Annotated in this window: 26 protein-coding genes; 14 read left to right on the top strand and 12 right to left on the bottom strand. The window is 56.4% G+C overall.

Annotated features, from left to right (window positions below):
• The 6 genes from PV433_RS31555 to thiL form a co-directional block, all read right to left on the bottom strand.
• The coding region (locus PV433_RS31555; RefSeq protein WP_332075940.1) for a hypothetical protein at nt 1-1,792 on the bottom strand (1,792 nt) is incomplete at its 3' end.
• Nucleotides 1,793-2,689: 897 nt separating this feature from the next.
• Entirely contained in the window at nt 2,690-3,754 is a 1,065-nt protein-coding gene (gene tsaD, locus PV433_RS31550; RefSeq protein ID WP_332075939.1) for a tRNA (adenosine(37)-N6)-threonylcarbamoyltransferase complex transferase subunit TsaD, read from the bottom strand.
• Nucleotides 3,738-4,208, bottom strand: a complete 471-nt coding sequence (gene rimI / locus PV433_RS31545; protein ID WP_332075947.1) for a ribosomal protein S18-alanine N-acetyltransferase — start codon at nt 4,206-4,208, stop codon at nt 3,738-3,740. The genes tsaD and rimI overlap by 17 nt, the downstream gene beginning before the upstream one ends.
• A 34-nt stretch (nt 4,209-4,242) precedes the next feature.
• Entirely contained in the window at nt 4,243-5,061 is an 819-nt protein-coding gene (tsaB, locus tag PV433_RS31540) for a tRNA (adenosine(37)-N6)-threonylcarbamoyltransferase complex dimerization subunit type 1 TsaB (protein WP_332075938.1), read from the bottom strand.
• Nucleotides 5,058-5,528, bottom strand: coding sequence for a tRNA (adenosine(37)-N6)-threonylcarbamoyltransferase complex ATPase subunit type 1 TsaE (gene tsaE, locus PV433_RS31535; RefSeq protein ID WP_332075946.1), 471 nt, complete (start codon nt 5,526-5,528; stop codon nt 5,058-5,060). Before tsaE ends, tsaB begins: the two co-directional genes overlap by 4 nt.
• Nucleotides 5,529-5,571: 43 nt before the next feature.
• Entirely contained in the window at nt 5,572-6,666 is a 1,095-nt protein-coding gene (thiL, locus tag PV433_RS31530) for a thiamine-phosphate kinase (protein WP_332075945.1), read from the bottom strand.
• 312 nt (nt 6,667-6,978) lie between these two features.
• Between thiL and PV433_RS31525 the strand changes: the two genes are divergently transcribed.
• Nucleotides 6,979-7,509 carry a hypothetical protein gene (locus tag PV433_RS31525; RefSeq protein ID WP_332075937.1) on the top strand — a complete coding sequence of 177 codons (531 nt, stop codon included), beginning with the start codon at nt 6,979-6,981 and terminating at the stop codon, nt 7,507-7,509.
• A gap of 42 nt (nt 7,510-7,551) precedes the next feature.
• The gene (locus PV433_RS31520; RefSeq protein WP_442951597.1) at nt 7,552-8,259 is read left to right on the top strand and encodes an AIM24 family protein; all 708 of its coding nucleotides are present in this window, start codon (nt 7,552-7,554) and stop codon (nt 8,257-8,259) included.
• A gap of 201 nt (nt 8,260-8,460) precedes the next feature.
• Here PV433_RS31520 and PV433_RS31515 read toward each other — a convergent pair whose 3' ends face one another.
• Both PV433_RS31515 and PV433_RS31510 read right to left on the bottom strand, forming a co-directional pair.
• Nucleotides 8,461-8,661, bottom strand: a complete 201-nt coding sequence (locus tag PV433_RS31515) for an H-type small acid-soluble spore protein (RefSeq protein ID WP_332075936.1) — start codon at nt 8,659-8,661, stop codon at nt 8,461-8,463.
• Between the two features lie 49 nt (nt 8,662-8,710).
• The gene (locus tag PV433_RS31510) at nt 8,711-8,887 is read right to left on the bottom strand and encodes a hypothetical protein (protein WP_332075948.1); all 177 of its coding nucleotides are present in this window, start codon (nt 8,885-8,887) and stop codon (nt 8,711-8,713) included.
• A 333-nt stretch (nt 8,888-9,220) separates the two neighbouring features.
• Here PV433_RS31510 and ku point away from each other — a divergent pair, with 333 nt between their 5' ends.
• The 4 genes from ku to PV433_RS31490 all read left to right on the top strand — a co-directional run bounded on the left by ku (nt 9,221) and on the right by PV433_RS31490 (nt 13,757).
• Entirely contained in the window at nt 9,221-10,069 is an 849-nt protein-coding gene (ku, locus tag PV433_RS31505) for a non-homologous end joining protein Ku (protein ID WP_190930117.1), read from the top strand.
• 231 nt (nt 10,070-10,300) lie between these two features.
• Nucleotides 10,301-11,290, top strand: a complete 990-nt coding sequence (locus tag PV433_RS31500) for a BadF/BadG/BcrA/BcrD ATPase family protein (protein ID WP_332075935.1) — start codon at nt 10,301-10,303, stop codon at nt 11,288-11,290.
• Between the two features lie 548 nt (nt 11,291-11,838).
• Entirely contained in the window at nt 11,839-12,795 is a 957-nt protein-coding gene (locus PV433_RS31495) for an ATP-dependent DNA ligase (RefSeq protein ID WP_332075934.1), read from the top strand.
• A 68-nt stretch (nt 12,796-12,863) separates the two neighbouring features.
• The gene (locus PV433_RS31490) at nt 12,864-13,757 is read left to right on the top strand and encodes a DNA polymerase domain-containing protein (protein WP_442951596.1); all 894 of its coding nucleotides are present in this window, start codon (nt 12,864-12,866) and stop codon (nt 13,755-13,757) included.
• Between the two features lie 199 nt (nt 13,758-13,956).
• Here the strand turns inward: PV433_RS31490 and PV433_RS31485 are convergent, their stop codons facing one another.
• The 3 genes from PV433_RS31485 to PV433_RS31475 all read right to left on the bottom strand — a co-directional run bounded on the left by PV433_RS31485 (nt 13,957) and on the right by PV433_RS31475 (nt 17,509).
• Nucleotides 13,957-14,967, bottom strand: coding sequence for a globin-coupled sensor protein (locus tag PV433_RS31485; protein WP_332075932.1), 1,011 nt, complete (start codon nt 14,965-14,967; stop codon nt 13,957-13,959).
• Nucleotides 14,968-15,096: 129 nt separating this feature from the next.
• Entirely contained in the window at nt 15,097-16,527 is a 1,431-nt protein-coding gene (cls, locus tag PV433_RS31480; protein ID WP_332075931.1) for a cardiolipin synthase, read from the bottom strand.
• A gap of 85 nt (nt 16,528-16,612) precedes the next feature.
• On the bottom strand, nt 16,613-17,509 hold the full coding sequence (locus tag PV433_RS31475; protein WP_332075930.1) for a CPBP family intramembrane glutamic endopeptidase: 897 nt from the start codon (nt 17,507-17,509) through the stop codon (nt 16,613-16,615).
• 300 nt (nt 17,510-17,809) lie between these two features.
• On the opposite strand from PV433_RS31475, the gene PV433_RS31470 reads away from it, so the two are divergent.
• The 4 genes from PV433_RS31470 (at nt 17,810) to PV433_RS31455 (ending at nt 24,061) form a co-directional block, all read left to right on the top strand.
• The gene (locus PV433_RS31470; RefSeq protein WP_332075929.1) at nt 17,810-19,018 is read left to right on the top strand and encodes a sensor histidine kinase; all 1,209 of its coding nucleotides are present in this window, start codon (nt 17,810-17,812) and stop codon (nt 19,016-19,018) included.
• 61 nt (nt 19,019-19,079) lie between these two features.
• Nucleotides 19,080-19,760: a response regulator transcription factor gene (locus tag PV433_RS31465; RefSeq protein WP_332075928.1), complete on the top strand. Its 681-nt coding sequence runs from the start codon at nt 19,080-19,082 to the stop codon at nt 19,758-19,760.
• 198 nt (nt 19,761-19,958) lie between these two features.
• Entirely contained in the window at nt 19,959-22,310 is a 2,352-nt protein-coding gene (locus tag PV433_RS31460; RefSeq protein ID WP_332075927.1) for a helix-turn-helix domain-containing protein, read from the top strand.
• Between the two features lie 137 nt (nt 22,311-22,447).
• On the top strand, nt 22,448-24,061 hold the full coding sequence (locus tag PV433_RS31455) for an extracellular solute-binding protein (RefSeq protein ID WP_332075926.1): 1,614 nt from the start codon (nt 22,448-22,450) through the stop codon (nt 24,059-24,061).
• A gap of 212 nt (nt 24,062-24,273) precedes the next feature.
• On the opposite strand, the gene PV433_RS31450 is transcribed toward PV433_RS31455, so the two are convergent.
• Nucleotides 24,274-24,534 (bottom strand): hypothetical protein, encoded by a 261-nt coding sequence (locus PV433_RS31450; RefSeq protein ID WP_332075925.1) that lies wholly within the window; start codon nt 24,532-24,534, stop codon nt 24,274-24,276.
• Nucleotides 24,535-24,693: 159 nt separating this feature from the next.
• Between PV433_RS31450 and PV433_RS31445 the strand changes: the two genes are divergently transcribed.
• The 4 genes from PV433_RS31445 (at nt 24,694) to PV433_RS31430 (ending at nt 26,729) form a co-directional block, all read left to right on the top strand.
• Entirely contained in the window at nt 24,694-24,912 is a 219-nt protein-coding gene (locus PV433_RS31445; RefSeq protein WP_332075924.1) for a helix-turn-helix domain-containing protein, read from the top strand.
• A gap of 69 nt (nt 24,913-24,981) precedes the next feature.
• Nucleotides 24,982-25,392 (top strand): GNAT family N-acetyltransferase, encoded by a 411-nt coding sequence (locus tag PV433_RS31440; RefSeq protein ID WP_332075923.1) that lies wholly within the window; start codon nt 24,982-24,984, stop codon nt 25,390-25,392.
• A complete protein-coding gene (locus tag PV433_RS31435; protein WP_332075922.1) occupies nt 25,389-25,667 on the top strand; it encodes a DUF4177 domain-containing protein in 279 nt (92 codons plus the stop codon). Before PV433_RS31440 ends, PV433_RS31435 begins: the two co-directional genes overlap by 4 nt.
• A gap of 228 nt (nt 25,668-25,895) precedes the next feature.
• The gene (locus PV433_RS31430) at nt 25,896-26,729 is read left to right on the top strand and encodes a MerR family transcriptional regulator (protein ID WP_332075921.1); all 834 of its coding nucleotides are present in this window, start codon (nt 25,896-25,898) and stop codon (nt 26,727-26,729) included.
• The last annotated feature ends 43 nt before the right edge of the window (nt 26,730-26,772 follow it).

Here is a 26,772-nt window from a genome sequence, read left to right as displayed (position 1 = left end):
GCGAGCGCGGCGACGGCGTTGCCGCAGCAGCAACAGCAGCGGCGGCAGCGTCAAGCGCCGGCGGTGCTGGCGAGCGCGGCGGCGCGCTGGCGGCAGTCGCTGCGGCGGCTTGCACAGCGCCAGCCCCGCCCTTGGCTGCGGAGCGCCGGCGCTCCATCATGGCCGCGAACGCAAACGTAACAGCCCCGACGAGTACGCCCATGTACTCGTTGCCCATCCCGTAATATCTCGCTCCGATCATCGGATCGTATCCGAGGACGGACCGCTTCATGCCTTCCCCTCCCAGCACGCCGTCCAGCAAGAGCAGCAAAGCCGTAACGGCACTAACCAGCCCTGCCGCAGACAAAGCGGATCGCCCGAACCTGAACAGATAAGCCCCAGCCGTTGTGAACGTCAGGAACAACACGATCTGCACCTTCCCCGGCACCGGATAAACCGCGTTTAACCAGCCGATCCACAGCAAAGTAAGAGGGGCCGCAAGCAGAAACAGCAGCAGCGCCTCCATCCAGCGGACTTTGTTGCCCAGTTTGAACCATAACGCGATCAAGGCCGCCACCAGCACCACCGCTTCCGCAGTTACGAAAGGGATCAGCAATTGCGGACGGGTGCGGTACACTTCCCGGATTCCGTTCAGCTCCCGGTGCAGCTCGGACCAGGCGCCGCCCTTCCGGACGATGCTGATCTCCCGGCCGATCATATCATCCGGCGTCCCTATTCCGTAAGAAGCCAATAGGGACGGAGCGATGTCCGAAGCCGTAATAATCCCTTCTCTGCGCGTGCTCGAAGACGTTAATAATCCGGCAGACACGTCGTCGCCGATCAGAACGGCTGGCGCCAGCAGCATTTTTTGGCGCGTCGCTTCAGCCCCCACGAACGGGGATAGAATCCACAGCAAATCTCCTTTTTGCCGCCGCACCATCAAACGACCCAGCAGATGGTCCAGCTCGCCGAGAAGCTCCGCCTTCATTCGCTTCGCCGGATCTTCTCCGTACCGGGATACCTCTGTCTGCAGCCGGTACAAGTCGCCCCATTCGAGCAGCACGACGGAACGCGCTTCAACCGTCTCCCAGGCTTCCAATAGGGCGGACAGATTCGTGCGGACGAAAGACGGCCTTGCAGAGTCGGGAAGCAGCATCGTTTCCCCCGTATCGCCCCGTGTCACCAATCCTTGCGAATCCATCAGCATCAGCGGGGCAAACCGTCTGCGGGTCCCGGGCGAGTCGCTGTTGCCGTATACGGCTGTGATCAATCCGCGCCCTCTTAAATAATCGCCCAGCAGCCCCGCCTGCGCCCGGTGTCCGCGCGTTTCGTTGCGCCGCCGGATCGCCGCAATGTCCGGCACGACGATCTCCGCCTGATTCGTTTCGAGACCGGTCTGTTTCCGGTACACATCCGGCACCGCTCCTTCCCCCAGAAGGCCTCCGATCCTCTCACGCACATGAAACGCCCCATAATCCGGACTGCTCGACGCGGGAGCTCCCGAGCCGAGAGCGGTGTAGCTGTCCTCCAGCCCTTTCTCCGGATTACGGACGTTCATCGCCCCGATCGCGCCTTGCCGGATCATGCTTTGCAGGTTGGGCATCCGCGCCAGCATGTCCTCCTCCCAATCGAGAAACGACCAGCCGGGCACCGATACGATCGTAATCTTGGCGGCAGCCGCCGGGCCTACCGCCTGGAGCTGGGCAGACCCGGCCATAATAACGGAAACGGCAATAAACAGGAGCGCCGTTAGTCCGCCCCGCATCAGGCGACGCTTTTCTGGCGGCCGCAGCGCCGCCTCCGATCTACACATATGCGCAACCACCCACATTCCCGGTTATGACTAATTTGGGGCTGTATCAAACCAATCTGCCGAAAACAGACTGAAAACTCCGAATGATTCCGCTATTTAGACGATACATACAAACTTTGTGAACAACCACTATGTTCCTCTTAAAGAGGTTGTTCACAAAGTCCGCTTTTGATCGCGAAGCCGATCAGCAAGCCAACTCGACATCGAATATGAAATTCAGCCGGAACTTCCGGTGCTCACAAAAGCTTCCACTACGCTCCGCTCCTCATTTCCTAGCTTCATCTCATCTTCCCGGTGCTGAAAACCAGACTTTTTGAACTCGCACTTTTAGAATTGCCTAATTTGCTTATTTTTACCGGAAATATCGATGTACACAGATTATCCACAGGCTCAAGCTCACAAAAACCCCCGTTTTTTCGACAAAAACGATGCTATTCACATGCTTATCCCCATTATCCACATTTTCGCCTGAAAAACTTATTCGCACATTGACTTTGAAAAAGGTGTTGTCCCTCTTGCATTTGCAGATGTTATTCACACTATACACAGGGGGTGTGGATAACTGATATCCACACCCCCTGTGTATAAATTCAACAGTATTTTAGCTGCGAACAGCCCAATTTCCCCGTTCTGCCGCCCGATTTTTTTCCAGTCCGATCTGATCTTCTCGCAAGCTGAATTGCAGACCGGCCTGCAAACTCTTCAACAATCCCGATTCAGCTATCCCGGAGCAACGCCAAAAAGCCGTCGCTCTCCCGTGCAGGAGACGACGGCCTCTATCCGGCCTTGTCCTTCTCTCTCGTGATCCGGCCCCCGTGTGAGGTGCGGATACGCTCCATCACCCGGCCGACCTGACCGTAGACTCGTAAACTTCCCTTTGTCCAACTATGCTTGGCTTCAGACAAGCGGCTCCTTCACCGACCAGCCCTCCAGCGATAACAGCGGTTCCGCCTTCAGATCAAGCGGCGACAGCTCGCCCCGCTCCCACTTCAGGAAGGCGGCCGCCGCGATCATCGCGGCGTTATCGGTGCACAGCGACAGCGGCGGCACGAGCAGCGGCAGCGATTCACGCCGGCACCGTGCGGCCAACGCTTCGCGCAGGCCCCGGTTGGCCGCTACGCCGCCCGCCAGCAGCAACTGCTTGGCGCCGAACTCCTTGGACGCGCGGATCGCTTTTTCGACCAGCACCTCGACGACCGAATCCTGGAACCCCTTAGAGATGCGGACCGGATGAACGACGTCCCCGCGCATCTTCGCCTGGTTCAGAACGGCAAGCACCGCCGACTTCAGTCCGCTGAAGCTGAAATCGTACGAGTCCGGCTCGAGCCAGACGCGCGGCATCGGTACGCCTTCGTCCGCTTCATGCGCCAGCCGGTCGACGTGCGGCCCGCCCGGATAGGGCAGCCCCATCGCGCGGGCCACCTTGTCGTAAGCTTCCCCCGCCGCGTCGTCGCGCGTCTGCCCGATAATGCGGAATACGCCCGGCGACGGAACGTGCACCAGCTCCGTATGTCCGCCCGACACGACAAGCGCCACCAGCGGATATTCCAGCTCCTGGACCAGCTGATTCGCATAGATGTGCCCCGCGATATGATGCACTCCGATCAGCGGAATTTGCAGCGCACAGGCAAGCGCTTTGGCCGCGACGACACCGACGAGCAAGGAACCGACCAGTCCGGGGCCTTGCGTCACCGCCACAGCCGACAAGTCTGTCAACCGGACTCCCGCCTCCCGGACCGCTTCCTCTAAAATAAGCGTGACGCTCTCCACGTGTTTGCGCGAAGCGATCTCCGGTACGACGCCGCCATACCGTTTGTGCGTATTGATCTGACTGGATACGACGTTCGAGCGTATGATCGTTCCGTTCTCCACGACCGCTACGGACGTTTCGTCGCAGCTTGTTTCTACGGCCAGAATCAGTCCCGGCCTGGAACTTCGATTGTCCTTACCGCTTGTCGGCATCCGTATCCCGTTCTCCTTCCTCGGCGATCCGGGCCAAATGCGCCCACATGATGATGGCGTCTTCCCCGTTGTCCGTATAGTAGCCTTTGCGCAGCCCTGCGGGAATAAAGCCCAGCTTCGCATACAGCCTTTGCGCCACCACGTTCGAGACGCGCACTTCCAGCGTCATCCGCTCCGCGCCGAGGAATACGGCCGCCGATTGCATCTGCACCAGCAGCCGCTCCCCGAGCTTTTTCCCGCGAAAATGAGTCCGCAAGGCAATATTCGTAATATGCGCTTCGTCCATAATCAGCCACATGCCGGCATAACCGGCAATTTCCCCGTTCAGCTCCATGACGAGGTAATGAGCGAAATGGTTGTTCGTAAGCTCGTTGTGAAAAGCGCTCGACGTCCACGGAGTCGGGAAAGCTTCCCGCTCGATTTCGCAGATCGTCTCTATATCCTCCAGCCGCATGGACCGGAAATGCACGGATTCACCATAGGCCCGTTCAGCGTTGTCCAAACGGTTCGCCTCCCCGTTGTTCCTTCTGGGCCAGCTTCACTTCCGCTTCCGCCAGCTGTGTATAATTCGGTACGAGCTCGTGCGTGCCGTCCCGCTCTCCGCGGGCGATACGCCGCCATCCAAGCTCGGCGATCCGCGCCGCGCGAATGCCGCTTTCCCGGATCTCCGTATGGACCCGTTCCGGGGCGCTTCCGCACCAGGCGTTCAGCGTCTCGCGGAATCCGGACGTTTCCCCGCCGAACACGATAAGGTCCGGTCCGGTCCCTTCCGCTAGACGGCGCTCCAGCATAGCGGACAGATCCGGCAGCCACTCGGCTACAAGCCGGATGCCGTCATCGACTAACGTCTCCCAACCGCCGCCGCTATCGGATGCATACACGGAACAATAAGCTTGCCCCCGTCTCGCATCAAGCAGCGGAATCAGCCAGCATACAGCGGATCGCCTCTCTCCGCCGATGTCGCGAGCGTCCCCGAGCGCCAGCGCCTCCAGCGACGACACCCCGACTACGGGGATGCCGAGCGACCAGGAGAACGTCTTGGCGACCGTCACTCCGATGCGCACCCCGGTGTACGACCCCGGCCCGGTGCCGACTGCGACTGCAGCCAGATCGGCGGGAGCCGTCCCGGCTTCCTTCAGCATCTCCTGGATTTCCGGCAGCAGCTTAATCGAATGATTACGCTCCGCATGGGAGCTCCGCTCGGCCTGAATGCCGCCGTCTACGGCGAGCGCCACCGTGAGCGCGCTGGTCGACGTATCGATCGCGAGTAGTGTACCGGTTAAGTTATCCCGTTGTTCGGTCATCATGATAAGATCCCGTTCTCCTTCAATTGGTTGCACCATTGATTATACCGGGCTCCGTAAGGCCGCAGTTCCATCACCCTGCGAGTCTCACCCGCATGGCTGATGTAGATGGCCAGACGGTCCGGCGGCAGCAAGTTGCGGATAAGCTCGGCCCATTCCACCAGCGTTACGCCCTCGCCGTAGAAATAATCGTCCAGCCCGAGCTCGTCCGCCTCATCCTCGGATATCCGGTACACGTCCATATGATAAAACGGAAGACGATCGCCTTCGTATTCTTTAATAATCGTAAACGTCGGGCTGTTGACCACTCCGGGAACTCCGAGCGCCCGGGCTACCGATTGGGAAAACCGTGTTTTCCCCGCTCCCAGGTCGCCGTCGAGTGCTACTACGGTCCCCGCCTCCATCATAGCGGAAAGCGCTTCGGCAAGCTTCGCGGTCTGCTCCTCGTTATTGGATTCATACCGGTAGATCGGCTCCGTGACCGTCTCCCCCTTTCAAGAGGTTGTTCGCACTTCAAGCAAAATGATTGTAGCCTTTCTTCGATAACGGCTTCTCCACCCCGTCGGGGCTTCGCAGCGTTACGCCCGGCACGGTCCCCCGCTCCGGATCGGCTGCTGCACCCGTGTCCGCGTTATTCACAGTCCCGGCTGCGGCCACTTCGCCCACCAGCCAGATCCGCTTGCCCGCCGCCTCGAACCGTGTCACCAATTCCGCGGCGCGCTCCCGGCGCACCGTCCCGACCAGCTCGTAGTCTTCTCCGCCGTATAAAGCGAAATCGTGCGGGTCCCTTCCGGCTGCGGAGGCGTACCGGACCAGCTCGGCTGACAGCGGAATCCGCTCCTGGTTCAGCACGATCCGGACGCCGGAAGCTTCCGCGATCTCCCATGCTTCGCTCGCCAGCCCGTCGCTAATATCGTTTAACGCTCCGCAGACGCCCGCTTCCGACGAAGCGAGAATCGCTCCCGCGTCAATCCGCGGCTCCGGCCGTCTGTGCGCATGTACAAGCGGACGAACCGGCTCCTCCATATCCTCGGTCGGTACCGCAGGCCGTCCGCCCTTCAGCAGCAGATGCAGTCCCGCAGCCGAATTGCCGAGCGGCCCGGTTACAAATACAATATCGCCGGGCAGAGCCGACGACCGCAGCAACGATCGGTCCTCATCCGCTTCTCCGATGACGGTTACGGTTACCGTCAGCAACGATTTGGAAGACGTCGTATCGCCGCCGACAACTACCGTGCCGTACCGGTCCGCACATGCGTATAACCCGTCATACAGCTCTTGAAGCGATTCAGCCGTCCAAGTCCCGGGCGGCCCGGACGGGACCGTCAGCGCGATCAGCGCCCATCTCGGCCTCGCTCCCATCGCCGCCATATCGCTTAGACTCGAAGCCATCGCCTTATACCCGATGTCGTAGTGCCGCATCGTCTCGGGCAAGAAGTGGACCGTCTCCACCATCGTATCGCAAGAAACGACGATATCGCTGCCTGCGGACGGTTTCATGACAGCGGCATCGTCGCCTATGCCGGTCTTGACCCCGGTTTCGTTCGGCCTGCCGGTGCCGGGCGAACCGCGCCGATTGAGCAGCCGGATCAACGCAAATTCGTCCATACCCCGCACTACACGCGCCTCCCCATTCAACTTGTACCTATTATATCGGTACGGAAAGCATGCCGCAACAACGCATATTTCGACAAACCTCGCCTCTCCGGCCGCCGGCTGACCGGATGCTGCCGATCCCATATTCCTGAGTCCCGCGCCCCGGCCGGATGTCCTTTTATAAGGAAAGAGGAATCGTGCGTTATTCACCAGCCTCTTAAAATCGGTTACAATAGAAAGAAACGAAACTGCGACAATTTTCGTATAAGAAGTAACGGACAAGCTTGTCCGCATGACGACGGATTTCGAGGAGGTCGACACGAATTGACAAACCGTGCACGGAACCCTGACATGCAACCATCTCTCGGTACACCGCGGTACTTGATCCGCAAGTCCGGACGCCGGGGGATATGGGGAACATTCGGCATTTCGGCGGCCTTCGCCGCTTTTCTGTTCGGCTCGGTTCCTTTGCCGGCCCATGCGGGGGTGGTCGATAAAGTCAAAGACTTTATCCAATTGCCCGGACAAGTCAGCGAACTGAAGGAACAATACGACGAGACCCGGAAGCAGCTCGACGACGCGACGAACCAGCTCGGCGAAGTGACGCGGCAATCCCGGGAGACGATCGAGCAATACCGCGAAGCCGAACAAAGGCTGAGAGAGGAGAACGAACGGCTGGCCCGGCAAAACGAACAGCTCGCCCAAGCGGTGTCCGGCCTTCAAAACGCCGAGCAGCAGCGGGCGAACCAGTCGAAACGGACATGGACGATGATCTGGACGGGTGTAGGCCTGATCGCTTGTTATTTCCTCATCTCCAGGCTGTTCCGGCTCGTGCTCCGCAGCAAACATACGTAACGAACGTCGAGACCCGTCGTTAATCATTTAGGAGGAACCGTATTGGACATCCGCAGCGACGCCGTAACCGGCGGCACTTATCCATCCTCTTCGGCAGAACTGCTGCTGGACGAAGGCGATGCCGTCCACGTCCTGCACCCGCAGCAAATTGTGGCGTTTCACGGGGATTCGGCGCGCCGGGAAGACAAGCTGATGAATCTGCAGGGCATGTACCGGAAAAAAAAGCTGATCCGCTCCAAGCTGAGCGGCCCGGCCCGGCTGCTGATCGCTCTGCCTGTCGGCTATACGCTGCACTGCATGAAGCTGGCCGGCAACGAAGATCTGCTGTTCGAATTCCGCCACCTGCTCTTCTATACCGAAGGCATCCGGATGCAAAGCGTGATGCAAAGCTTCAAAAACATGATCGCGACCAAAGACGTAGTCCGCATGAAATTTTCCGGTGAAGGCACGATCGGAATCATCTCGGCGGGTGCAATCACCGATTGGAAGCTGCATCCGGAGACGCCGTCCTATATCGATACCCGGTCGCTGATCGCGTATCCGCACAACGCCAAGATCGATCTGAGCGTGTACGGCAACCATCTGGCCAGCCAGCATATGAGCTTCCAGTGGAAAATTACCGGCGAAGGCGGAGCGCTCGTCCAGGTAGGCAAACCGGACGTCCAGCTTGAACAGTTCGTGAGCGGCGACGGTCTGGTGAAGCGCCTGCTGAGGGAAATTGTGCCGTTCGGCGGGATATGGTTCAAATAATCGGCGAGCAGCTGTGCACACGTGCTTTCAGTCCCTACAGACCGGCATCGCTTGTCGATGGCCGTCCGCATCCTTTAGCGAGCTGCGGGCGCCGCCGCACCAAGAGTGCTAGAAGCCCCGGATTCTATGAGCGGAACCGGGGCTTCATGTTTCCTTTGGCTTTGTGCAGGGCGGCCGGGCCGCCTTGGGATGTCATTTGCGTTATCCTCGCTGCGGGGTCGTACCGTGCTCCTGAAGCTCGGTGATGGGAACGTTTTTGGATACGCGCGGATCGTTTTCCGGGTGGATGGTCGCCACGCCGCTGTATTTGTCCACACTGTCGATCCAGACCGATTCGCCCTGCCACGTGACCTCGACTTTATCGTTCATTAACAGGATGCGCTGTGCGCGATCGTAATCCATGCTCCAGTCCTCCTCTGTAGGTTTGGCGGCGCCAGGCCCGTGTCCGTCGTTACGACAAATCCTTCTCAATCTCGCCCGTTACGTATTCTTCCGGGTTTTCGATCAAGCCGTTATGCATCGTGATGTTGCCGCCGCCGAGTCCTTCGTTGATCATCCGGTCGATGTCCATATCGCACTTGTCGCGGCCTTCGTAGATGGCATCATCCTGAAGCTCCTGCTCTTCCACGGTTCGCCCCCCTTTCTTTACGCGTTTCGATTAGAATGCCCCATTCCCCCACCGGCATACGACAAGCCGTCCGAACATATACTGAAAAGATGACCGGCAGGTGTAGAACGCCATCATTTGGACAACACTTATAAGTAAGAGAACACACAGCCGAGTGGAGCCGCTGGAAGTCTGGTTGCTGCAGGATAACGGAGCTGTGTAATGGCAGGATAACGGGGCAAAAGGAAACTGCTTAACCGGATACGGAACCGTCAAGGTACGACTGCCCCATCCGGCTGAAGCGGAGTCCGGTCCAAGCGCCGCGGACAACCGCAATAAAAAGGAGGCATGGCGATGCATACGGTATGGAAGGGAGCGATCAGCTTCGGTCTGGTCCACGTCCCCGTCAAAATGTTTTCCGCCACCGAGGACAAAGATATTTCCATGAAGTATATTCACAAAACTTGCGGAACTCCTCTGTCGTACGTACGGACTTGTCAGCATTGCGAACAGCCGGTGGAATGGGAGCAAATCTCGCGCGGCTACGAGTACGAGCCGGGCCGGTTCGTCCTGTTCGAGAAGGAAGAGCTCGACAGCCTCTCGGAAGCGAACAAAGAAATTCAAATTTTGGACTTCGTCGATTTAACAGAAATCGATCCGATCTACTTTCAGAAAACGTATTACCTCGCTCCGGGTGATACGGGCGCCGGCGCATACAGTTTGCTGCTCGAAGCGATGCGCCAATCGGGCAAAATCGGCATCGCCAAAGTGTCGATCCGTTCCAAGAGCAGTCTGGCCGCCATTCGGGTGATTCAGGATTGTATCGCGATGGAAACGATATTCTACCCCGACGAAATCCGTTCGATTGCACAGGTGCCTAATTTGCCGGAAAATCCGAAAGTGAACGACAAGGAGCTGACGATGGCCAAAATGCTGATCGAGCAGCTGTCGACGCCGTTCGAACCGGGCAAGTATAAGGACGACTACCGCGAGAAAGTGCTGACGATGATCGAGCAGAAGGTAGCCGGAGAAGAAATCAAGGTGGCTCCGGAAGCGCAAAAGACGAACGTCATCGATCTGATGGCCGCACTGCAGGCGAGTCTCGAAGCGGTCAAACCGGCCAGCGTGCCAACCGAACCGGCCGAACCGGCTGCCGCCCCGAAAGCCAAAGGGAAGAAAAAAGCGAAGGAAACTGTTTCATAACTATGAAAATTCATATTGTCGCATCCATGAAGAAACCCGTGTAATCCAACCTGGGAGAAACGCGCGCTGCCGCCGTTACTCCTTCCGCCTGCTTGCTCCCGCACGCTGGAGCGAACTCGGGGCCGTTCATTTCGGCAACCCGGCACAAGAGAAATTCCAGTATTTGTCGCAGAGAAACGTCGTCCGCGGTATACTTGCGTAAGTATGCAAGATAACCGAGGAGGAATAAGCATGGGGCAGCAATGTGTGATCGGAATTGACGGCGGAGGTACCCGAACCCGGATCGTAGTGGCAGATCTGAGCGGAAATGTGCTTTCTTACGCGGAGCACGGAGCGTCTTCGATTCATAAAGATGCCAACGCGGCGCGTAATGTTCAGGAAGGAATCGCCGATGCGCTTGCTCAGGCCGGCCGGACTCCGGAACAGACCTCGGGTCTGCTCGCCGGAGTGGCCGGCTTCGATTCCGACCGGGACCTTCCCTGGGTCGAGGAGTTGACAGCCTTGCCGGGGATCGCGTGCCCCCGCTGGCACGTGAACGATGCCGTTATCGCTCATGCCGGAGCATTCATGTCCGGTCCGGGCATCATGGTTGTCTCGGGTACGGGATCGATTATTTTTGCCGTTACGGAAGACGGCGCGCACCTGCGCAACTACGATATGCACCATTATGCGTCCAGTGCCGCACGTTTTCTCGCTTACGAAGCCACGTATGAGATATTGGCCGGACATACGGGACCTTCGGATTCGGCGCTGGTCAGACGCACCCTCGACTTTTGGAACAAACCCGATGTAGAGGAGCTGCTTCGTCTCGCCCTGCAAGGCTTCGCCTCCGATCCGAAGGAGCGGACCCGGCTGTTCGGCCAGATGGCGCCGATCGTCACATCCGCCGCCCTCGAAGGGAGCGAGCTGGCCCGCTCCGTCTGCGACCGGAAAGTCCACGAGGCCGTAGTCGGCGTTCATATGCTGGGAGGCCGCTTCAGCTCGGAAACCGTACAAGTTGCCTGCATCGGAAGCGCCATCAACAGCGTGTATATGAAAGAACGATTCCGCAAAGAATGCGAATCCGCATCGGCTAAACGGTACATCCTCCAGGAACCGGTGCTGTCGCCGGCAGCGGGAGCCGTTATGATGGCTCTTGACCGATTGGGCGTTTCGGCGGGTGACGATACCGTCGGCAATTTGCTGAAACATCCCTGCTCCAGAGGGGACAGTTCTATTTAATGACACCCGGATGCCCTGAAGGCGGTTTGTTGTAGCGGCTGCATTCCTTGCCGTGGCGTGTTGTGCCATGGCGTGCCTATGCATGTTGTGCTGTACCCTGTAGTGCCGTGGCCTGCCATGCTGTACTATTCCGTACTGCGCGTGCCGTGCACATTAGCAGTCTTTTGGAGCCTTTATTTTATTAATTTTACCGTTTTCCTGAGCAATAAGAGCTGCTGGCAACTCTTATATATGGCCAATGTCGACGATTTCGGTTCAAGTAGGAAAAATAAGAGCCTTTATTATACCTTATTCCTCCGTTTTCAGCTATTTCTTGTGATTTAAGAGCTATTATCATCCGCTATTACGCCGGGGCCGCGCACTGTATTGCCCAGATGATCGATTTTTCGATCATTTGATCATTCGATTATTTCATCATTTGATTACTCGATCATTCGATCATTTACCCGTTCATCCAATCATCGGGCTTCCAGCGACGTTCCTTTACCGGCATTTACCTTTAACTTGATTAACCGTCCTATTAGCATGCGATGAACGGAGGCGGGACCATGAACTTAAAGCCGGTCATCCCGTTCGAGCCGATCCGGGCGGAAAAGCTTCCTGCCGGGCCGAATTGGATCTCCCAGATAAAGTGGGACGGCGTACGGATGCTCGTTTATTTTGACGGACAGGAGACCCGCCTGTGGAACCGGAGGCGCAACGAGAAAACGTTGCAATACCCCGAGTTCGCCGATATCCGGTCCTACTGCAGCGCCTCCTCCGTCATTCTGGACGGAGAGATGATCGCGCTCGACCGCAGCAAGCCGTCGTTCAGCGAGATCATGAAGCGGGACCGGCTTCGCATCGCCGTCAATATCGGTCTGGCCGTCACGCAAACGCCCGTCACCTATATGATCTTCGATGTGCTGTACTGCAACGGGGAATGGGTGAACGACCAGCCGCTCGAGAAGAGGCAGCAGTTGCTGGAGCAAATCGTCATCCCCGGGGAACGGGTCCAAACGGTTAAAAATTACTCCGATCCCTCCGCCCTGCTCGAGGTGATGAAAGCCCACGGCATGGAAGGCATCGTCTGCAAAGATTTGACCAGCACCTATCCGCTGGACGGCAAAGACGGACGCTGGCAAAAGGTGAAGCTGTATCACGACAGGTATGCGGTAGTCGGCGGAGTTACGTTCCGGGGCAAAGTCGTAAACGCTCTTCTGCTGGGGTTGTACGATGAGAACGGAACGTTGTATTACATCGGCCATGCCGGAACCGGCAAAGTCACGATGGCCGAATGGGAGCGGCTGACGGCCCGCGTTCAGACGATGTTCGTCCGGGAACGTCCCTTCCGCAACGAACCGGAGCGAAGCAAGGACGCCTTCTGGATACGCCCGGAAATGGTCGTCAAGGTGCAGTTTCTCGAGTGGACGCCGGATGGAATCATGCGGCATCCGAGCATCCAGTCGTTTGCCGAGGTTGACGCCGGGCAGCTAAAGGGCACCTGCTCATTCGGACAAACCTGATAGCCGGTGGCTTGACGCGGACGTGACCGGTTGGACGATTCAATCCACTTTAGAAAGGGAGAATGGCGATGGCGACGGCGGCAAAAGGCTCGGTAACCGTTGAAGGCCACGAGATTACGATCACCAACCCGGAGAAGCTGCTGTGGCCGGAGAAAAAGATTACGAAGCTGCTTTATCTGGAGAAGCTGCTCGCACTCGCTCCTTACCTGCTGAAGTATTGCCGGGACCGCCACCTGACGACGATCCGGTTCCCTAACGGCATCCACGGCAAATCGTTTTACCAGAAAAACTGTCCGGAGCCGATTCCCGAGTTCGTGCGTCTGGCGCCGCTGGACGGTATCCAATACGTGCACCTCGACTCCATTCCAACCTTGCTGTGGCTCGGCAATTTGGCCTGCCTCGAATTCCATCCGTCGTTCCACCGGATCGGGTCCATGCTGCCGGCCGAATGGCTGATCGACATCGACCCTTCCCTCGACCGGGAGCCGCGGATTATGAAGGCGATCCATCTGATCGGCGAAGCGCTCGACAAGATGAACATCCGGGCCGTTCCCAAGACGTCGGGCGCCACCGGCGTCCAGTTATACATCCCGCTCGACAAGCCGTATACGTTCGAGCAGCTCCGCCAGATCGGCCATTTTCTCGGCCAGTACTTGACCCAGCAGCATCCGAAGCTGTTCACGATCGAAAGGCTCAAAAAAAATCGCGGCGACCTGATCTATGTCGACTATTTGCAGCATTGGTACGGAAAGACGCTTTCCAGCCCGTATACGCCGCGGGCGCGCGAAGCAGCCTCCGTATCCGCTCCGCTCGAATGGAGCGAGGTCGAGGCAAACGTCGATCCGCGCGACTTTCATCTGCTCAACATGGAGGAGCGGCTTCGCCGGAAGGGCGATCTGATCGCCTTGTCGCCGCCTCAATCGCTTGATCATGTGTTGTCGGTTATCGGCAAAGGAAACTGAAGCCCACGATTAGACGTTACAAGGGGTCATCTCAAAAGGTTTGTCCCCTCTTCGAGCTGACGTCTTCGAGAAAAAGGACCTCATCCCCCACTTTACCGTGGAAGTTGAGGTCCTTTCGTTTTGGAAACCGGGGCATTCCTGTGCGTGCTATTCGAACACTTCGATCACTTCCGGGACAGTTCCCGTCCATTTTGAATCCTCAATCCGCCGATTTCTTTAAGTTCTCCAGCTCCGCTGTCACGCGTTCGATCATCAAGACGAATGAAGACAATTCCTTCGAGCTGGTCGCCTGCGTCCGGGCATGGGCAGCCGTCTGATCCGATTCGGTGCGAACACGCTCCAGCATCGAGCTGATTGTCCGCAGCTTGGTGTCGATCTGCACAAGCGCTTCCTTCGACCGGGACGCCAGCTTCCGCACTTCGCCCGCGACAACGTCGAAGCCGCGTCCGTGCTCGCCTGCCCGCGCCGCTTCGATCGCCGCATTCAAGCCGAGCAGGTGTGTCTGGTCGGATATTTCCTGCATCAGCTCGCCCATCTCGTCGATTGCGTTAATCTCAGCCGTCAACTGCTTGACGAGCTCATTGGCATGCTCCTGCGATGACGCCGTGCGATCCGCCGTTTCGGCGACAGCTTGGCTGCTCTCTCCCAGCTCCACCATCATAGCGGCCAGTTCCTGCACCGCTACGGTAATCCCCCGAAGCATCTCGCTCTGATCCTGAGCCAGCTTCTCCAGCTTCAACTGCTCGCTCATCTCATACGCTTCGAGCACAAGCTGAGAATCCAGATTGAACATTTTGGTCAGGGAGTAGATGACCTTCTGCCACTCGTTCGGCATAATCCGCTGAAATTGTTCCGTAGCGATCTGAAGATACAGCATGTACGTGCCCAAATACCAATCCGTGGTCAGACCGATCCGGGAGTGCACTTGGCCGACCATAATCCGGCGCTGAATATATTCCTCATCAATCGTTCCCGAGGCCATCGACACGAAATACCATCTCTGCGTTTCCTTCAGACGTTCCAGCGTGCTGTGGGCCTGAATAATCCGCTGCAGGGCGGGCTGTTTCGTAATCCGGTCGTACAATTCATCGACCAGAACGTCAACCACCTGTTCAAATTGCTCTTTTTTGGAATGCAGCAAAGCCAGATCGGCATCGGTCAATCCGATATAAGCCACCTGCTGCTGCCGGGCTCCGGTTAAAGCGATCACATGAAACTCCCCCCGTCGATGTCGATATATGCGGTGATATACGACATAGTTCGACTCGGAGCGCTTATATTCCTCCCGGCCGCTGTGACATTTGCCACTTATCTTTTCGCGGTATTCATTCGCGGCGGTTTAGAACAACGGGGCCAGCAGCCGGGCCGCCAGCTCCTTCGCCCGCTCGTATTTGGAGCGCCGTTCGAATTCGGACAGCAGGATCTCCTTGCTGTTGCGCATATCCGTCATAAAATCCCGCTCCAGACGTGCAATCGTGTCCCGGTCGTACAAAACGGCCATAATCTCGAAATTGCTGAAAAAGCTGCGCATGTCCATATTTGCCGTTCCTACCGTGGCAAGCAGCCGGTCGATGATCAACGTTTTGGCATGGACGAAGCCTTTCTGATACTGGTAAAACCGGACGCCCGCCTGCATCAGCTCGTGTACGTACGACATCGAAGCCCAATGAATGATTCTGGCGTCAGGCACGCCGGGCAAAATAATCCGCACATCGACTCCGCTGACCGCCGCCGTCTTCAGTGCCATGGCAATACTTGGATCCGGGATAAAATAAGGCGTCGTGATATAGATCCGGCTCCGCGCCGCCGTCATCGCTCCGAAAAACACTTCCTGCACTGCATACCAGGGAGCGTCGGGACCGCTTGCAATCAGTTGCACAGTCTCCTCCCCCATGCATTCGTGCTCCGGCAAATACATCGGGTCCAGCAGCGTCTTGCCGCTCGCAAACACCCAGTCGGTAGCAAACGTATGCTGCAAATAATATACACTGTCTCCTCCGAGCCGGATATGTGTATCGCGCCAATAGCCGAGAGCCGGGTCGGCCCCCAAATATTCGTTCCCGATATTGATCCCGCCCAAAAAGCCGACCGTCCCGTCGACAACGACTATTTTGCGGTGGTTGCGGTAGTTCAGCCGCTTGTCAAAAAACGCGATCAGCGGCGGCAGGAAGCCGTACACTTCCACCCCCGCCCGCTTCAATTCCTTCACGTAACGCCGGCTCAGCTTGTAGCTGCCTACCCCGTCATACAGCAGACGAACCGGTACGCCTTCTGCCGCCTTGCGCATCATCAACTGCTGGAACCTCTTCCCGATCTCATCGTCCCGCACGATGTAATACTCGACATGAATAAAGGAACGGGCCTGTTCCATCGCCGCCAAGATCGCTTCGTATGTAGATTCGCCGTCGCTGTAGATCTCGACGCTGTTGCAAGCCATGATCGGCGAGCCGGGTATGTTGTTCAGCAAGCCGAGCAGCCGGTGCTCGCCGTAAATATCGCAGCGCCGGACCACATCCCCGGGCCCCGCCTTGCGTGCCTTGTGCCAGAGAGCACGCCTGATTTCCGCAATGACCCGGCGTTCTTTGCGTCGCATCTGTTTGCGCCTTGTATACTTTTTAGCCAGAAAGTAATACATCATAAAGCCGATGATCGGCAGAACGAACAAGACGGATAGCCACGCCACCGCCTTGGCCGGGTTGCGGAATTCCAAGAGCAGGATGGTGGCGATTTGAAATATAAACAAACCGAGCGCGAGTGTCAGCCACATCATAAGTATCCTCCTCGGATGTCCGCATTTGCGGGCTCCGGCTCCGAGTTCGGGCCGCACTTTCTAGCATATACGTTCGCGCTTCCGTCTATTCTCCTCTCCGGATTTTTCTCCCGTCCGGCGTTCCTCTGCCGCGCTTCCATATCCAGTAAGCAGCCGCGCCGATCACTGCAGTGGCAATCAGGCTTCCTTCCGCGCCGAACGCCCCTCCCGACAGCGCGATGGGTCCCGACGATTCGAGCCTCAGCACCGACTCAACATCCGTCCCCGATACTTCGAAGCCGTATACGTTGCCCTGGACGAAATTCCAAGTCCAGTGAAGTCCGATCGGAAGCCACAGGCCGCCCGTCACCTCCCGGCTAATCCCGAACAGCAAGCCCGCCGCGAAAATATTAATCAAGGGGAGCGGATTCGCCAGCGCTCCCGGATTAAAGGCGTGCAGTACGGAGAAAAACAGGGATGAGCAAATAATCGCGGCGGCCGGACCGAACCGGTGGCGAATGACGCCCTGCACATACCCGCGGCTGAACAGTTCTTCATTAATCGCCACAAGCGCAAACAACAGCAAGTAGCCGGCAAGCTCCGTCCATACCGCTGCACCGGTCGCGACTCCCGTAATCCGGACCGATTGGACGGCCAACATGAGAACGAATACGATGCTGATCAGCACGATGCCGAGTACCGAGCCTCGCAGCAGCTCTTTTATCGCGCCGCGCTGTCTCCAGCCAAGCGACCAGCCTGCCTTCCTGTCGAATAGAACAAACATGAGCGGCACCGCCGCCATAAATCCTGCCGCCTGGGCGATCATCGAACCGTACGTAAACGACGGATCGCTCAGCATCGCGTCCAGCGTCCAATCGCCGCTTCCCGTCAGGCCGACTACGGCTACAACCGGAATCATCGCGACCAGCGTCAGCAGAAACGCAAAGATGAACGCAAGCGCAATCTTGCCGATGACGATACCGGCATATTTGGTCATATGCATAAGCTTGAACTCCCTCCGATTCGTTTTCCAGAGTTTTCCCATACTTTATTGTACACATCCCGTCTTGCCCGCGCTATAAGGGGGTGCGAATGACGTACGGCTGGACCAACGACGGAAAAGTCATAGGAGCGAGGTGATCGCAGTCATAGACCGGTCATACGTGACTGCTGTCCGGCGGCACTACCCGAACCGCTTCATTATCGGGTACAATACAGGGGAACGTATGACGATGCGGGCGCAGGATGCGGATGACCGGCCAAACGGCGCAAGCAGAGGAATGAACATTAGGAGCTACCCGGGATGATGATTGAACGGAAACCTTGGCATTGGATCGAATGGATGCTTTTTATCGTATACACGTTATGGATTGGGCTTGGGATGGCTTATTTGTTTTTCAAGCCGGACATTTTCGGGGACATCCCGTTTTTCACGATGCTCGGGCTGCTGCTCGCCTCCTACTCGGTTCCGCTGATCTTCTGGCGGCCCGGGTATACGAATAAACCGGGGTTTGCAGCCGCGGTATTGGTGACGAGCGGGTTTATGCAGTTTTACTTGGTCGTCAAGCTGAACCAGGATACGAGTCTGATTCTGATTCCGACCTTGCTGGTCGGCTTCTTGTCGAATCGGAAGTTGCTGCCGTTCACGGGCGTTCTGTTCGTGCTGCTGTTTCCTCTAATGATGGGGATATTGATCCGCGACAACCACTTCGTTTCCTTTCTCGAGAGGCTCGTCGACTTCGCCATGCTGTTCGGGATCGGCGTGGCGCTTCAAAGAATGCTCGCTTCCAATAAGCAATTGCAAAAGGTGCTCGACGAAAACGCCACCTTGTATGAGCTGATCCGCGAGCAAAATAAAGTGCTCGAGCAGTATGCGAGCCAGATCGAGCATATTACGCTGCTCGAGGAGCGCAACCGGCTGGCCGTCGAGCTTCACGATACGGTCGGTCATACGTATACCTCCGTTATCATGGGCATGGATGCCGTGTCGTACTTGATGGAGGCGGCACCGGACAAAGCCAAGGAGAAGCTCGACGTGCTGCGCGACGTAACCCGCAGCGGCCTGGACGAGATCCGCCGGAGCATCCACCAGATATCGCCCAATGAAGACGATGAGACCGTCTCGCAGCGGCTGTCCCGCCTCGCCCGGGAGTTCGGCACCCATACGGGAACGCGTGTCGTCTTCCGGACCCAGGGAGTCGAAGCGAACGTCCCGAAGCAGACCCGGCTGACGCTTGTCCGCTGTCTGCAGGAATCGCTCACCAACGCCAAACGGCACGGCATGGCCCAGTCGATTCAGATCTCACTGCTGTTCGAGCCGCACCAGCTGTTGCTTGAAGTTCAGGATGACGGCAAGGGGAACGAAGGTCTGCACCGGGGATTCGGACTCCGCGGCATGGAGGAAAGATTGTCGGCCCTGCAGGGCACGCTGCAGATCGACTCGCGGGAAGACGAAGGGACGACCGTTATATGCAAAGTTCCGCTGGCGGCGGGGCCTTTACCGGCTGGCTGACGGCCGGGCGCGCCTGCCCATGACAGATAGCCCAATCCAACCTATAGGAGAGCGATGATAGATGAACGGTAAAGAAATCAAGCTGCTGCTTGTCGACGATCAGGACCTGATCCGGGAAAGCCTGCATATCGTGCTTGATATGGACCCGGATATCGAGGTCGTCGGCATGGCGGAGAACGGCCGGGTCGCCTTGGACTGTATCGAGTCCGTTCGCCCCAACGTCGTGCTGATGGACGTTCGCATGCCGGAGATGGACGGCGTCAGAGCGACCCGCGAGCTGAAAAACCGCTGGCCGGAAATCCGCGTTATTATTTTGACGACCTTTCAGGAGATCGATTACGTTGTCGAAGCCCTGGGAGCCGGGGCCGAAGGGTATCTGCTCAAAGCGATCCATCCGAAGGAGCTCGCGGAAGGCATCAAATGGGTGCACCGCGGAGGGACGCTGATTCCTCAAGATATCGCCAAAATGCTCGTATCCCGGCTGCAGTCCAGCGGATCCGCCGATCCGTCGTGCGAAGCGGACGAGCGCGGACGCGACACGCCGGGAAGCTACGGGCTGAGCGACCGAGAGCTGCAGGTGCTGCAGTGCGTATCGGATGGGCTGTCGAACCGGGAAATCGCGGAGAAGCTGTATTTGTCGGAAGGAACGGTCAAAAACTATATTTCCAGCATTTATTCCAAGATGGACGTGCGTGACCGGGTGCAAGCGGCACGCAAAGCCCACGATGAAGGGATCGTGTAACCCGTATAGTGCGGGTTCGTCTAGCGTCTGACCGTGTATGGGTCATAGGCAGTCCGCCCGAAGCGGAGCTTTAGCTAAAGGAATCGGCGTTTGCCGCTTTCCCGATCGCCTCCGGCATGCGGATGCCGCCGATCCCATCGTCGCAAACGCTTACGCTGCAGGCTTCTATATGGTATGATGAGGTCCGGAGGGGACATCATGAACATTTCTCAAAGCTATCGTTCGCGAAAATATTTGTTTACGATTTTGCTGTCCGTATCGGTGCTGCTTATCGTCGTCTTGATCGGCGCAACCGTAACTTTGTATGCGAATACCGAGAAAACGGTACTCCGTATCCAGCAGAGCGCCAACGAGAAAATGTTGTCTCAGACCGTGTACAGTGTGGACTCGGCGAACGAGCTGGTGAAAAACGCAGCCATATCCGCCTATTTCGATCCGGATGTTAATAGTTTGATGAATGACGACATTACCCAAACGTACATGTTGTATCAGCATATTGGAGGACTGGAGCGGGTCGCCAAGTCGTTCCCGTTCCTGCACTCCGTCGCCGTCTACAATTCTGTAAACGGCTGTTACTACTCCTATGCGCCAAATGCGATCCTGCCCTGCACAATGGAAGGCATTAACGGCACGATCGACCAATACCGAAAAGCCAATCCCGACATTCCCAAACTGAAGCTCATTCCGGTATCCACCCGACCGACTCCGGACGGCCAAAGCGAGATCGACTTTTTCTCCTATTTCTTATTCGGGTCCAAAGCTTCCCCGGACGGGACGTACAACGCCGTCATCGTGAATGTGAAGCCGGACTGGCTGTTCGCCCAGCTCGAGGCGATCAGCAGGCTGAACGGCAGCGGCAGCGGTCGGCTGCTGCTCATGAACGGAGATGGTTACATGTACGATCCGGAAGCGAAGCGATGGACGACGGGTGATGGTCTCAGCCATGCCGTCCGGGAACGCATGAGCCAAACGGGGACAACGGCCAATCTGTTCGTCAGCGGCAGCGGCAGCAACAAATCCATCGTCTCCTACATGGCCTCGAAAGCGAACGACTGGTCCGTCGTCAGCCTGCAGCCTTACGATCAGGTATTCCGGGATATTTTGCGGATGCGGTGGATCTCCTTTACACTGATCGGCTTGTTCCTCTTGCTCTCCCTGGCCGGTTCGGTGCTGATTTCCTTCAAGCTGTACCGCCCGATCGAGATGCTGCTGCGGACGATACGCGGTCAATTGCGCGAGACGGCCCCCGGGCCCGAAGGCCGGAAGGACGAGTGGGCGTATATATCCGGCGCGTTCCAGACGGCGATCGGGAAAATGCAGGCATTAGCGTCGGAGCAGCACGCACAAGGACGAATCGTCCAGACGTATTTGTTCAAAAAGTGGATCACCGACAGCGGAGGCTTGTCTCCGCTCGATCTGATCGAAATCGAGGAGCAGTTGGACTTCCGGCTCGGGGATCGATCGAGGCTGCTTGTGGTGCAGCTGCTGTTCGATAACTACCGGGAATTCGCGGGACATGTCGAGGAACGCGACCGGAGCGCCTACAAGTTTGCCGTAAGCAACATCGCCGGCGAGATGCTGTCGTCCCTGCACCGGACCGCCGTTATCGATATGAGCCACGACCATCTGGTCGCGCTGATCCGGCTGGACGATCCGGACGCAGACTGGACAGCTCCGCTGCAGGGCAAGCTTGCCGACATCCATGAAACGGTGCAACGGTATTATCATATCTCGTTAACCGCGGCCGTAAGCTCCACCTGCGATCAATATCGCGACGTCAGCCGGCTGTACGGACAGACGATCGAGCTGGCCAAATACAAGCTCATTTTCGGCCGCCGGGCCGTCATTACCCCCGATTCGGTAGAGCCGAATCGGCTCGCCGGTCAATACGAGCCCTCCCCCGCACTCGAGAAAAAGCTCGCCGAGGCGCTCAAGTCGGGCAGCCGGGAGACGGCGTCCGCCTGTATCGACGAATGGTTCGGAACGATCCGCCGGCTGCACAGCGATCATATGGTGTACGGGCTGTTCCATCTGTCCGCCGTCCTGAGCCGGACGTTCGGAGAGATGAACGCCAGCCGGGTGCAGCAGCTTCCCTATGACTCGCAGCAAGCCGTCCAGCGTCTGGTCTCTGCGGAATCGCTGGACGAAGCGAAGCGTTACGTGTTGGACGCGATCGGCGAAGCGCTGCAGAACAGCAAAGCAACCGCTGCCGAGCTGACTCACCGGCTGATGATTGATACCGTCAAAGAAATGGTGGACACTCGTTATGCGGACGCGGCCTTCTGCCTTCAGCAGGTCGCCACCGCTGTAAGAATGTCGCCCGCTCATGCAAGCAAGCTGTTTAAGCTGCAGGAGGGATTGTCGATTCCGGAATACATTACCGAGGTGCGGCTTCATCATGCGCTGCGTCTGCTCGCCCAGGAGGAATACAGCGTCAACACCGTCATGGAGAAGGTCGGCTTCGACAACCAAAGCTATTTCTTCCGTCTGTTCAAGAAAAAGTTCGGGACCACGCCGAAGGAATACCGGATGAAAAACGTACTGAACTAGCGGTTTTTTCCGATCGTGTACAGTAAATCGGCAAAAGTACAGTGCTTCCGGCCACCATTTCGACGAAAGTACAGTTTGCAAGCGTTTCCCCTTATGGCATTCTGGGTTCGTACACATCTAACAAGGAGGGTCACCGCTTGAAACCGAAATCCCGAACATGGAAGCCGCTCGCCGTTCCGCTTGCCGGAAGCTTGGCGTTATCGCTCGCCCTCGCGGGCTGCGGCAGTAAACCGGCGGACAATTCGAATGCCGCCGGCAATACGCCCGCCGCCCAGCAGCCGGCAGGCAGTACGAAGGAGAAGCTGACGCTGAACTGGTTCGTCACGAGCGAGCCGAATACGAATTTGCCGAAAGACGACTTCGTACTGAAGACGATTCAGGAGAAGTTTAATGTCGAGCTGAAGCTGCAGCATATGTCTCCCGGTACCGATTATGACAGCAAGATCAACGTCACCCTGGCCGGAGGCGATGCTCCGGATATGTTCTTCGCGACCGGCACCGCTTCGCAGAAGTTTGCCAAGGACGGGCTGCTCGCGGACTTGACTCCGTTCGTCAGCCCCCAGACGATGCCGAACTATTTCAAGTACTGGTTCGAAGAGAAAAACCTGAAGGCGTATGGCGTGGAAAACGGCTTTTTCCGGGCTCCTTATCCGTACGCAACCCGGGCTTACCGTTCGTATTATGTGCGCAAGGACTGGCTCGACAAGCTGAATCTGAAAGTGCCGCAAACGTACGACGAGATGATGAACGTGATGCGGGCATTTACGTTTAACGATCCGGACGGCAACGGCAAGAAGGATACGTACGGCTTCTCGGCGGCAGGTAACGGAAAGCAGCTCTCCTACGATTTCCCGCAATGGATCAAAAACGGATTGATCGGCGGCTTTATGCTGGAGGGCGACCAGTTCGTCGATACGCAGTCGGATATCCGCCTGGCGAAAGTATTCGACGAGGTTGTCGAGATGATGAAGGAAGGGATCGTCGACCCGGACTGGTTCCTGAACAAAGGGACGCAGCATATCGACAAGGCGGTTCAGGGCAAGGTCGGTATTATTTTGTCCGACGAGAAGTTTGCGCTCGACAGTCTGGCGACCAGCTATTCCAATAAAACGAAATCGATTAATCCGAACGCCGACTGGGCTCCGTTCCACCCGTTTAAAGATACGGGCATCTGGACCGAAAACGTGCCGGGCTCTCCGTTCCTGTTCCCAAGCTCAGTGGCGGCCAAAGCTCCGGAGAAAGTCAAGCGCAGCGTCGAGATTCTCGATTACTTGGCTAGTCCGGAAGGCTTCCTGCTGACCCACTACGGCCAGGAGGGCAAGCATTACACGAAAAACGGCGATACGATCACGCTGAACAAAGCCGCCATCAAATCGGATATTATCGATAAGGGCGATTTCCTGAATATCTGGAACTTCTTCACACGCGTGAACGAGCCGGAGCGTGTCGGCTTGACCGTCGTCGATCCGGATATGACCGACCGTGATCGTCAAATTTTGCAGACAATCAAGTCTTACAAGTACATTCCATCGATCCAGATCAGCGCGGCGCCACCGGCCGGAGTTAATATCGGCGACTTCCGTACGAAGCTGTACGAATACCATGCCAAGCTGCTGTTCGAGGAAAAATCAGGCGCCAACTGGCCCAAATACCGCGAAGAAATTATGACCAAATATCGCGGCAAAGAAACGTTCGACTTCTACGCCAAGCAAGTCAGCGAGGCGCTGGGCAAACCGTACGTGTTTAAATAATCATCTTTATTGCGTTTCGGCTGCGGCACGGCTATCCCATACCCCATGCTACGGCTCTCTAACCTCCTTCCGGATGACCGGCAGGAGGTTTTTGCTGCTCTGCGTTTATTATTTGTATGGAATCATTTACAATGGATAACAACAATAGAAGCCAATGGACGCAACCATTTATTGGCTTTCAAAAGTTTAATTCCCCTCCTCGATTCGGGAGATCACGATGAGAGGCTTGGATTCGTCCGGCCAGCGGCAATGGCCTTTTCAAAACGCACAAACAACAGTTCTGTCCGAAGCTCATTGCTTATGTCATTGATCGCCGTCATAATATCTTCAGCCGTGTTGACATCGCAGCTTTGACTGTGCTTATAGGTGTGATCCATACAAACTTGCAAGTAAGCGTCGACTGTCCGAATTTGCTGCAACAGTCTTGTTTCTTTTTCGTTCAGCTTTTGGCATGCGCTTTGTACCGATTCCATTTGCTTGCCTCCAAGAATCATGTAGTGCCAAGTAATTTCGTGACGCTGTAACGTCACACATTCATTATATGACGTTGTAGCGTTACAATCAACTGTTTTTTAGAAGATTTTAATCTGAATTTCTATATACCGCATTTGTGGCCTGAAAGGTGGAGTGAGATGAAAATTAGACTGAGATTGCAAGAAATATTGGACGAGCGAAATATGTCACAGCGACAGTTGGCCGGTATGACGAATATGAGGCCGGGAACGATCAACCATTTGTGCCGGGGGAACACGGACCGGATCTACCTTAGTACTCTAGAAGAAATCTGCAAAGCACTCGGAATCCATATTCACCAGCTTATAGAGCAAGTAGAGGATGGATCGGACTTATGAAAATCAAGATTCGCCTTCGCAATATACTGGCCGAACGGAATAACGCCGAAGGTAAGAAAGGGATCTCCGATGAAAATAAACTATAACCAATTCCTCATTAGTGACGATAAAAGCTTACTCCAGCTCGACACGATCTGCGGCTTTTTGGCCCGAAGCTACTGGGCGGAACGCAGGAGCCGGGAAACCATTGCCAAATCGATCGAAAACTCGCTCTGCTACGGGATTTACGACGGCGGGAAGCAGATCGGATTTGCACGGGTCGTCACCGATTATGCTACCATGTACTGGCTGTGCGACGTGTACGTCGATGAAACCTACCGCGGAACCGGCATCGGCAAAAAATTGATCGAAAGCATCACGTCTTCAGACGAGCTGAGTAATTTGTCGGGCATATTAGGTACGAAAGACGCGCACGGATTGTACGAGCAGTACGGCTTTGTCCGCATTCCCGACCGATTTATGAGGAAATTTCCGAGTTGATCCGTATTTTACTTATACGGACTGGCGAGCTCCTCTCCGATCCGGCAGCCGGAATTTACGAGAAAGGAATGGATCAGATGGAACAGTGGGAGTACAAAACATGGAAGTACAAGACAGGCGGATTTCTCGGAGGCAAAATAGACGAGGAAGAGTTCGACGCCCAACTGAACCAGTTCGGCAAAGAGGGCTGGGAGCTTGTTTCCTGCTTCGATACTAGTGTGTACCAAGGGCAATCGAGAGATATTATCGTCGTATTTAAAAGAAGACGGCGGTAAAAGTCTTACAGGTTAAAATGTTCAAGCAAGGCGTCTTACAAAAGTCCTCCTTCCCGGCTTTCATGTTGAGCTGTCGTGTCGGGGGACCTTTTGTTTTTGAATCCACTCTCCCAGACTGATAATATAGCCTATAGGCAGATTCATCCCAGTGCCCTGCTAGACTTGGCACGCAGCTCGGATGACGTCCTGCTAGCGCACGCAAATTCCGACAGAAAGGGTAGTACGACTATGGACAAAATCTCGATAGGACGCATGGCCGAGCTTTGCCAGACGACCGTACAAACGCTTCGGCATTACGACCGGATCGGCTTGTTAAAGCCGGATTACGTGGACGAGTTGTCCGGCTACCGCTACTACTCGATCAGCCAATGCGCCCGCTTGGATATGATTATTTATATGAAATATTTGGGCATCTCCCTCGACACGATCAAAGACCGGCTCGATTCGGATAACCTCGGCATCGTACCCGGCTTGCTTCAGCAGCAGGCCGACCTGATCGACAGCAAGCTGGAGCAGCTGCAGCACATGAAACAAGCCGTCCAGCTCAGCATCGACAATTACAACACCGTTCTGAACGCGCCTCCAAACGGCCGAATCGAGATCCAACGGTTACCCGAGCGGAAAATGTACGTATATAACGGCAAAATCGATATTTACAGTCATACGTTGGACGTGTTCGAATATATGCTTCGGGAGCTGCGGAAGCAGGCGAACGTCCGGCATTTGCCGATGACGTATTTCTGCAATGTCGGGTCGCTGATCCGGCGATCGGCGCTCTTGCAGCATTCTTTCGTCTCAACGGAACTGTTCGTATTCGTGAACAACGATTTCCCCGACTCCGAAGGGATCGAGACAATCCCCGAGGGCGATTACGCGTGCACGTACTGCAGCGACTTTTTCAGCGAGCGGGATTATGCGGACAGACTGCGGGGGTATATTACGGAGCATGGATACGAGATCGCAGGCGATTACGTTTGCGAAGTTGTGGCGGACCTGCAGATCATTCCGCAGCAGCAGCGCAATATGTTTATGAAGTTGCAAATTCCGGTCCGCAAGGGTTGACTCTATCCTTACTATAGAGTTTATGCTAGAGACATGAGGAGCT

The organism is Paenibacillus sp. GYB004 (genome assembly GCF_036577605.1).
Classification (GTDB): domain Bacteria; phylum Bacillota; class Bacilli; order Paenibacillales; family NBRC-103111; genus Paenibacillus_AB; species Paenibacillus_AB oceani.
The sequence above is the reverse complement of the archived record's forward strand: the minus strand, read 5'-3'. Positions and strand labels throughout refer to the sequence as shown.

Coding starts and splice junctions, on each gene's coding strand:
- tsaD (WP_332075939.1), bottom strand. CDS start 3,754: ATGCCGACAAGCGGTAAGGACAATCGAAGTTCCAGGCCGGGACTGATT.
- rimI (WP_332075947.1), bottom strand. CDS start 4,208: ATGCGGCTGGAGGATATAGAGACGATCTGCGAAATCGAGCGGGAAGCT.
- tsaB (WP_332075938.1), bottom strand. CDS start 5,061: ATGATGACCGAACAACGGGATAACTTAACCGGTACACTACTCGCGATC.
- thiL (WP_332075945.1), bottom strand. CDS start 6,666: ATGGACGAATTTGCGTTGATCCGGCTGCTCAATCGGCGCGGTTCGCCC.
- PV433_RS31515 (WP_332075936.1), bottom strand. CDS start 8,661: ATGGATTACGATCGCGCACAGCGCATCCTGTTAATGAACGATAAAGTC.
- ku (WP_190930117.1), top strand. CDS start 9,221: ATGCATACGGTATGGAAGGGAGCGATCAGCTTCGGTCTGGTCCACGTC.
- PV433_RS31500 (WP_332075935.1), top strand. CDS start 10,301: ATGGGGCAGCAATGTGTGATCGGAATTGACGGCGGAGGTACCCGAACC.
- PV433_RS31495 (WP_332075934.1), top strand. CDS start 11,839: ATGAACTTAAAGCCGGTCATCCCGTTCGAGCCGATCCGGGCGGAAAAG.
- PV433_RS31490 (WP_442951596.1), top strand. CDS start 12,864: ATGGCGACGGCGGCAAAAGGCTCGGTAACCGTTGAAGGCCACGAGATT.
- cls (WP_332075931.1), bottom strand. CDS start 16,527: ATGATGTGGCTGACACTCGCGCTCGGTTTGTTTATATTTCAAATCGCC.
- PV433_RS31475 (WP_332075930.1), bottom strand. CDS start 17,509: ATGCATATGACCAAATATGCCGGTATCGTCATCGGCAAGATTGCGCTT.
- PV433_RS31470 (WP_332075929.1), top strand. CDS start 17,810: ATGATGATTGAACGGAAACCTTGGCATTGGATCGAATGGATGCTTTTT.
- PV433_RS31465 (WP_332075928.1), top strand. CDS start 19,080: ATGAACGGTAAAGAAATCAAGCTGCTGCTTGTCGACGATCAGGACCTG.
- PV433_RS31460 (WP_332075927.1), top strand. CDS start 19,959: ATGAACATTTCTCAAAGCTATCGTTCGCGAAAATATTTGTTTACGATT.
- PV433_RS31450 (WP_332075925.1), bottom strand. CDS start 24,534: ATGGAATCGGTACAAAGCGCATGCCAAAAGCTGAACGAAAAAGAAACA.
- PV433_RS31445 (WP_332075924.1), top strand. CDS start 24,694: ATGAAAATTAGACTGAGATTGCAAGAAATATTGGACGAGCGAAATATG.
- PV433_RS31440 (WP_332075923.1), top strand. CDS start 24,982: ATGAAAATAAACTATAACCAATTCCTCATTAGTGACGATAAAAGCTTA.
- PV433_RS31430 (WP_332075921.1), top strand. CDS start 25,896: ATGGACAAAATCTCGATAGGACGCATGGCCGAGCTTTGCCAGACGACC.